This is a genomic window from Synechococcus sp. BA-120 BA3 (genome assembly GCF_034931285.1).
GTDB lineage: Bacteria > Cyanobacteriota > Cyanobacteriia > PCC-6307 > Cyanobiaceae > Cyanobium.
Window position 1 is genome coordinate 25703 of sequence record NZ_JAYGHZ010000253.1, and the last position, 7576, is coordinate 33278.

The 7576-nt window shown below is 69.1% G+C and carries 4 protein-coding genes; 3 read left to right on the plus strand and 1 reads right to left on the minus strand.

The window, feature by feature from the left end:
- Positions 1-37 precede the first annotated feature (37 nt).
- The 3 genes from VB737_RS08530 to VB737_RS08540 are packed head-to-tail and all read left to right on the plus strand — an operon-like array spanning position 38 to position 5244.
- Positions 38-808, plus strand: a complete 771-nt coding sequence (locus VB737_RS08530) for a peptidylprolyl isomerase (RefSeq protein ID WP_500312435.1) — start codon at positions 38-40, stop codon at positions 806-808.
- A gap of 3 nt (positions 809-811) precedes the next feature.
- Positions 812-3847 carry a peptidase domain-containing ABC transporter gene (locus VB737_RS08535; RefSeq protein ID WP_500312436.1) on the plus strand — a complete coding sequence of 1012 codons (3036 nt, stop codon included), beginning with the start codon at positions 812-814 and terminating at the stop codon, positions 3845-3847.
- A complete protein-coding gene (locus tag VB737_RS08540; RefSeq protein ID WP_500312437.1) occupies positions 3844-5244 on the plus strand; it encodes a beta-barrel domain-containing protein in 1401 nt (466 codons plus the stop codon). Before VB737_RS08535 ends, VB737_RS08540 begins: the two co-directional genes overlap by 4 nt.
- A 48-nt stretch (positions 5245-5292) precedes the next feature.
- Here VB737_RS08540 and VB737_RS08545 read toward each other — a convergent pair whose 3' ends face one another.
- Positions 5293-7236, minus strand: a complete 1944-nt coding sequence (locus VB737_RS08545; protein ID WP_500312438.1) for a hypothetical protein — start codon at positions 7234-7236, stop codon at positions 5293-5295.
- Between the last annotated feature and the right edge of the window lie 340 nt (positions 7237-7576).

Sequence of the window (7576 nt, forward strand, 5' to 3'; positions counted from 1 at the left end):
CCGCACCCCGTTCCGCTGCATCCCCGAGGGTTCACCCATGCGTTCTGATGCCCAACTGGTCCTGGATCTCCGCGGCGCCCTGGAGGCCATGGCCAGGCTCCCCCTCCACGACCTGCTCGAACAGCAGGGCCTCCTGCGACCCCTGGCACGGGAACTGGCGCTGAAGACGCTGCGCCGGGACGTTCCTTTCACAGCGGAGGAAGGACGGGAGGTCCTGAGCCGCATCTGCGCAGGGCTGCCCTGTGATCCACCCACCACCCTGGAGGGGGACTGGATCCGCACCCTGCCCGACAACGTGCAGGGCGCGGTGAGGCAGCGCTGGGACCACCTGCGGTTCCAGAAGGCCCTGGAGGATCGCTACGGCGAGCGGGTCGAGGCCCATTTCCTCGAACGGCGTGAGGATCTCGAGCAGGTGGTGCTGCGCCTGATGCGGCTGCCCCAGCAGGGTCTCGCCGAGGAGCTCTACCTGCGGCTGATCGACGACGACGCCAGCTTCGGCGACCTCGCCAGCCGCTATTCCCTCGGCGACGAGAGGGTCACCCGGGGCATCGTCGGCCCGATCGAGCTCTCCCAGCTGCAGCCCACCCTGCGCGGCGTGCTCGGCTCTCTGGCACCGGGAGACATCCACCCTCCCTTTCTCCTCGACGAGGCGATCCTGCTGGTGCGGCTGGAGCATCGCCTGCCGGCCAGCCTCAATGAAGCCCTGCGGCACCGGCTGCTCGAGGAACTGCTGCAGCCCGACCTGGAGAGCAGCGTCGAGGCCGCCCTGGCGGCACTGCACCCTGTCCCCGCCCTGGTTGGAGCCTGAGCCATGGCCACCACCACACGGATCGACGAACTCCTGCGCTGCTTCCCCTTCCTGGCCGACCTGCCGGAGGAGCTGCTGCAGAACCTGTCCGATGATGGCCAGTTGCAGCGTTTCCAGCAGGGCCAGCCCATCTGTCGGGTCGACCACCCCCCGGCCCGGATCTATCTGCTGCTGGAAGGCACGGCCCGCTCGGTGGTGTTCTCCCGCCGGCTGCCCCGGGGCGTGGCCACCTTGCAGCGGCTGCAGCCGGGGAGCGTGCTGGGCTGGACCCTGATCAGCTGTGGACGCTGCTGGGAGACCATGATCGCCTCCTCCGATCTGGTGGTGGTCGCGCTTCCCCAGGAGGCCCTGCGGCGGGCGATGGAGGCCTGTCCAGCGCTGGCGGAGCGCGTGCGCAACAGCGTCAGCCCGTCCGAGCTGTTCGGTGTCCTCGATGCCCATCTGCAGGACTACCCGCGGGCCCTCTCCCAGGAAGTGGTCGAGGCGGCGAACCGGCTGGCCGAGGACACCGTGGCCTCCACCTGGACGCCGTCGGAGCCGGACAGCGGCGTGCCAGACGCCGGGCGGCTGTGGCTGGTGGCCTCCGGTCCGCTGCCCGTCGGCACCCCCATGGTGGGGGCCGAGGCCATCGAGACGCCGGGCAGCCTCCGGTTGCTGGGCATCGACCGCCAGCGGCTGGCGGCGATTCTGGAACCGGCGGCGCCGGAGCAGGCCGGGGACTCCGGCAACGGTTGGCACGCCAGGCTTCTGGCCCGCTGGGAGCAGCAGCGCCAGGGGCTGGAGCCGGCCGCGATCGCCGCGGCGGCGCCGATCGACCTGAGTGCGGCACCACCCGCTGCCGATCAGGACACGCAGGGACCCGAGGCCTTCCCCTGGATTCGCGGGGTCGGGCCCCTGGAGTCGTCGATCGCGGCGTTCCAGATGCTCAGCCAGCATCTCGATCTGCCCTTCCGCCGCGACATGATGCGGCGCGTCTTCGGCGATCAGGTGCAGCGGCATGGTGAGGCCTCCCTGCCGCTGGCCGGCGCGGTGGCCGAATCGATGGGCCTGCAGACCCAGATGCTGGACATCCAGGTCGGAGCCCTGCCCCGGTTGACACCACCGCTGATGATCCGGTGGGGCAACGGCCTGGCGGTCATCTACCGCTGCAGCGCCCGGTCGCTGGTGCTGGGCATCCCGGCCGCCGGCAACCAGGAACTCACGCTCTCCGACTTCCGAGACCAGTGGGGGGAAGCCGGCGATGTGCTGACGCTGCGGGTGAACGATCTGACACCGCGACGCCGCTTCGGCTTCCGCTGGTTCCTGCCGGCCCTGCGGCAGCACCGGACCGTGCTGCTGGAAGTGCTGCTGGCCAGCTTCTTCGTGCAACTGTTCGGCCTGGTGAACCCGCTGCTGATCCAGCAGGTGATCGACAAGGTCATCATCAACAACAGCCCCGGTGCCCTCGGCGTGCTTGGGGTGCTGCTGGTGGTCTTCGCCCTGTTCGAGGGGCTGCTGCTATGCCTGCGCACCTTTCTGTTCGTGGACACCACGAACCGCATCGATCTGAGCCTGGGAACCCAGATCATCGATCACCTGCTGCGTCTGCCCCTCAGCTATTTCGACCGACGGCCGGTGGGGGAAGTGAGCAGCCGTATCGGTGAGCTGGAAAAGGTGCGTGGCTTCCTGACCGGTACGGCCCTCACCACGATCCTCGACGCCATCTTCTCGGTGCTCTACATCGGGGTGATGCTGATCTACAGCTGGCAGCTGACGCTTCTCACCCTCGCCGTGGTTCCGTTCCTGGTGCTGCTGGTGCTGGTGGTCTCTCCCATCGTGCAGCTGCAGTTGCAGAACCGGGCCGTGGCCAACGCTCGCACCCAGAGCCACCTGGTGGAAGTCCTCAGCAGCATGATGACGGTGAAGGCCCAGAACATCGAACTGCGCAGCCGCTGGAAGTGGCAGGACCTCTACACCGATTACATCGCCGAGGGCTTTGATAACACGCTGGTCGGCACCACGGCCAGCTCGATCAGCGGCTTCCTCAACAAACTCTCCGGTCTGATCGTCATCTGGGCCGGGGCCGGCATGGTGCTGTCCGGTTCGCTGAGCCTGGGGGAACTGATCGCCTTCCGCATCATCGCAGGCTATGTCACCGGCCCTTTGCTGCGCATGACGTCGATCTGGCAGTCCGTCCAGGAGACAGCCCTGTCCCTGGAGCGTCTGAGCGACGTGATCGACCATCCCCAGGAAGCTCCCGAGGACAACGCGAAGCGACTGATCATGCCTCCCATCCAGGGAGAGATCTGCTTCCGAAACATCTCCTTTCGCTACAAGTCTTCATCCCCTCTGTTGCTGAAGAGCCTCAACCTGACGATTCCCCGGGGCACGTTCGTGGCGATCGTGGGAACCAGCGGATCGGGCAAGAGCACCCTCACCAAACTGCTGGCGCGGCTGTACAGCCCGGAGGAAGGGGTGGTGCTGGTGGACGGCATCGATGTGGCCAAGGTGGAGCTCCATTCCCTGCGCCGTCAGCTCGGCATCGTTCCCCAGGACACGGTGCTGTTCGATGGTTCGGTGCAGGAGAACATCACCCTCACCAATCCCGATGCCAGCACCGAGGAGGTGATCGAGGCTGCCCGGATTGCCGCCGCCCACGACTTCATCATGGAGTTGCCCGCCGGCTACTCCACGGAGGTGGGGGAGCGGGGCAGCAGCCTCTCGGGTGGCCAGCGGCAGCGGATCGCCATCGCCCGCACGATCCTGCAGAAGCCGCGACTGCTGATCATGGACGAGGCCACCTCCGCCCTCGATTACCAGACGGAGCGGGTGGTGAGCGAGAACCTGATGCACGCCCTGCAGGGCTGCACCGTTCTGTTCATCACCCATCGCCTGTCCTCGATCGTCAAGGCGGACATGATCGTCTGCATGGGGCAGGGGGCCGTCCTGGAAGTGGGCACCCATGACGAGCTGATGCAGGCTCGCGGGCCGTACTACGCCCTGTTCCGTCAGCAGGGCCGTTCCTCCCAGGACAGCTCCCTTGGAGGGATCGAACCATGACGTCCTCCAGCAACGGCAACGGCAACAGCACGGGCAACGGCCATGGGTCCGCAGCGCTGCCGGCGCCTGGCGCGTCCAATCCCGGTCGCACCGCCACCCTGGCTGCCCCCCAGGAGGCTCCTTTGCCACAGGTGCGCCTCAGCCGCCGCCGCACCCATCTGCCCCGTTCCACCCGCGGCTGGAGCCGGGCCATCGTCTGGAGCCTGATCGGCCTGACCGGTTTCGGCGTCATCTACGGCGCCGTGGCCAGGATCGATTCCTCGATCAGTGCCACCGGCAAGCTGCGCCCCATCGGCGGCAGCGTCGAGGTCCTGCCCCCGTTCACGGCACCGATCCGGCAGGTCCTCGTGCGCGATGGCCAGACGGTCAGGGCTGGCCAGTTGCTGCTGACCTTCGACAGCCAGCAGGCGCAGCGCGAGCGGAGCGATCTGCTCCTGCAGGCCGATCTCTGGCGCCGGCAGGTGAATCAGGCGGCGCTGCAGCTGGGGCTTCCGCCATTGCCCGGCGGCAGCGAAGAGGAACGCCAGGTGCTGGCCCTCGAGCGCCGGGACATCCAGCTGCGCCATCGGGTGGCCCTGCAGCGGCGACGGCGTGCCGAGGCCGCGGAGCGGGAGCAGGTGGATGTACTGGCGGCGCTGCGGGCCCGCTACGCCCTCAACGCCAACATCCGTGAGCGCATGGCCAAGCTGGCCAGGGAGGGGGCCATCTCCCACCTCGAACTGGAGCGCCAGGACGAACGCCAGCTGGATCTGCTGAGCACCATCCGCCGCACCGAGCAGCAACGGCTCGGCGCCGGCAGCGGCGTCATCGAAAGCCTGACGACCCAGGAGCAGGTGGGCACCGAGAACAACCGACGGCTCTGGGATCGCTACGACGAGGCCCGCCATCGCCTGCTTGAGACCACCACCCGTCTCGGTCAGGTGGAGGAACGGCTCCGCCTCGGCCGGATCGTCGCGGCGCGGCCCGGCAAGGTCTTCGACCTACAGGCCCGGGCCGGGGAGATCTCCACTCCGGGCCGTCCCTTGCTCAGGCTGGTGGGCCAGCAGGGGCTGGAGGCGGAACTGGCGGTCTCCAACCACGACATCGCCTTCCTGCGGCCGGGCCAGGCGGTCGATGTGCGGGTGAACTCCCTTCCCTTCACCGATTACGGCGCCCTCAAGGGAACCGTGGTCCGGGTGGGAGCGGATGCCCTTCCCCCCGACCCACGCACCGGTCAGGAATCCTTTCCGGTGCTCGTGCGCCTCGATCGCAAGCGGCTTGGCCGGAACGGTCGCACCTATCCCGTGCAGGCCGGCATGGCCGTCACGGGCCTGGTGCAGCTGGGTTCGAGACCCGTTCTGGCCCTGCTCAACGACCGCTTCGGGGGCTTCCTCGACGCCACTCGCACGATGCGCTGAGCCACCGCAGGGCCAGGCGCCGGGCCCCAGGCCGTTGTCAGGCCGTTGTCAGGCCGTGGATGCGACGTTGACCGACTGCAGGCCGGGGAGTTCGGCAATGGCGGTGACGCTCCTGTCGGAGCCCAGAAGCACCAGGCGGCTGCCCAGCTCCCCGGTGGCGATCGCCAGCTGGTCGATCCCCGTGGGCCGCATCCCCATGCCGCGAACCAGTTCTTCGAGAGGGGCGATCGGCAACAGCCGGGGCTGTCCGATCCCCTCCAGTCCCGCCGGTGTCAGGTCCACCGTGGTCTCCGCCGCCGCGGTACCCAGCAGGATTCCGCCCAGACGCCAGGAGAGGTCATCGGTGAGCCCGATGCCGGCGCCGCTGCCGGGGCTTCGCTCCAGATCGGCCAGCACCGGCAGCGTCTGGTCGTGGCCACCGGCCAGGCTCCGGATGGCCTCCATGCCGCTCAAGACGAACCGATCGCGTCCCTGGCCGCCATGGACGACCGGCGCCGAGGCGAGCGATTCCCCACTCCCGGCCAGGAGCGACAGATCCAGGACGAAACGGTCGTCTCCAGAGCCACCCCGCACCGCTTCGAAACCGGTGATGCCCCCCAGGATGCCGCTGGCCTCTCCGCTGATGAGATCGACCGCAACGGGCTCCTGCCAGGCGGAGTAGTCGAGCGCGTCCAGCCCACGGCCCGCCTCCAGCCGGCCCTCCAGGCTCCCCAGGGCACCCACCGCCACAACTGCACCGGTGTCCCCGAGGGAAAGGTTCTCCAGCCCGCGGAAACCCAGCGATCCGATCGTGCCCGTCCCTGGGCCATCCAGGCTGACGGCCAGGACGGGATCCTGCGGGGGCCACTCCACCACTCCATCCTCATCACCGGAGGCGTTCCGCAGGCTGTCGACTCCGGCACCGGCGTCGATGGATCCGGTCAGGTCCGCCAGGGGAAGGAGGATCCGATCGTCCCCGGCTCCGGCGTCCAGCACCAGCTCCGCCCCGGGGCCTGCGTCCAGGGTGATCCTGAGCGCGTCATTGGCATCGCCGAGCCGGATGGCATTGCTGCTCTCCGGAGCCAGGACCACCGTGGATCCGTGCATGGGCCCGGCGACCACCAGTTCGTTGGCGCCGCTGCCCAAGGCGATGCGGGATCCGATCACGGCGCCCTCGACGCTCAGCAGGTCGTCGCCCTCCCCAAGGACGACGGCGGAATCCTGCAGGGCGATGGCCTGCGAGGGGGCTGGCAAGGATCCATCCAGCCAGGTCGCGATGCTCACCCGATCATCGCCGCCGCCGGTGTCGAGCAGGCTGTTCACCAGGCCGAGCGCCCGGGCCCGCAGCTGGAGGCTGTCGCTGCCCCCTGTCGCGTCGGCGGCCGGAATGGTGAGCAGCAGGCCGGGGCCCGTCCCGTCGAGGCTGCGGAAGCCACTGGCGATCGTCACGCGATCGTCCCCGTCCCCCAGCAGGATGGCGCTGTCCTGCATCGCCTGGGCGAGAAGGTCGATGCCGAGCTGCCGCCCCGTTGGGGTCCCAGGGGCAAGGAGATGGATCCGAGCCAGGCTGACGAGTTCGAGCGTGCCCCCGCCGCCCGCGTCCTGGAGGCGGCTGTCCAGGATGCCGATCAGCGACTGGAGCACCTGCCCCCGCGCCAGGCCCCCCGCCAGCAACCCCAGGTCGATGTCGTCGCTGACCTGGAGACGGATCTCGTTGGCCTCGGGCCCCAGCAGCAGCGCGGAGCGGTTCAACCCGGTGTTGCGGCTCTCCAGGGTCAGGGCGGCATCGTTGAGCACCGAGAGCGCCAGGAGGTGAAGTTCGCGGTCGGAGCTCACCTGCACCTGTGGCGCGCTGATGGCGCGCAGATCGATCACCGCGTCAGTGATGGCGCCCAGGCTGTTGCTGTACTGGGTGGTGGCCACCCCATCGACGGACCGGCTGACGAGGCTTTCGTCGCTGCGCAGCACCACCCTCAGCCCGGGGATCTCCGGCTCTCCCGTCTCCCTGGCCATCGACGCTTCCCTCCCCTGGCCCGGGACGGCACGCGCTGCTTCGTTCGGGTCTGAGGAGTCGTCGATCGGGTCGGAGGCGTCGGCCTCCAGGTCGGTCCGTGCCGTTCCGCCGGCGCCGCTGCCCGGGAGGCTGAAGGACCAGGGAAAGCTGGACGAGCCTGCCGCCGGCGACTGCCGCGCCATCGGAGGCCCGCCCGGCGTTGCCGCACTGTGCACGGGAGGGGTCTGGTCTTCGCCCGGTAACGGCAGCCATGGCTCGCCCCCTGGGGTGGTGCCGGGCCGATCAGCAACGCTGAGTCCACCTTCGGCGCTGCCCGCCCCAGGGGGGGCAGGCGGGAGC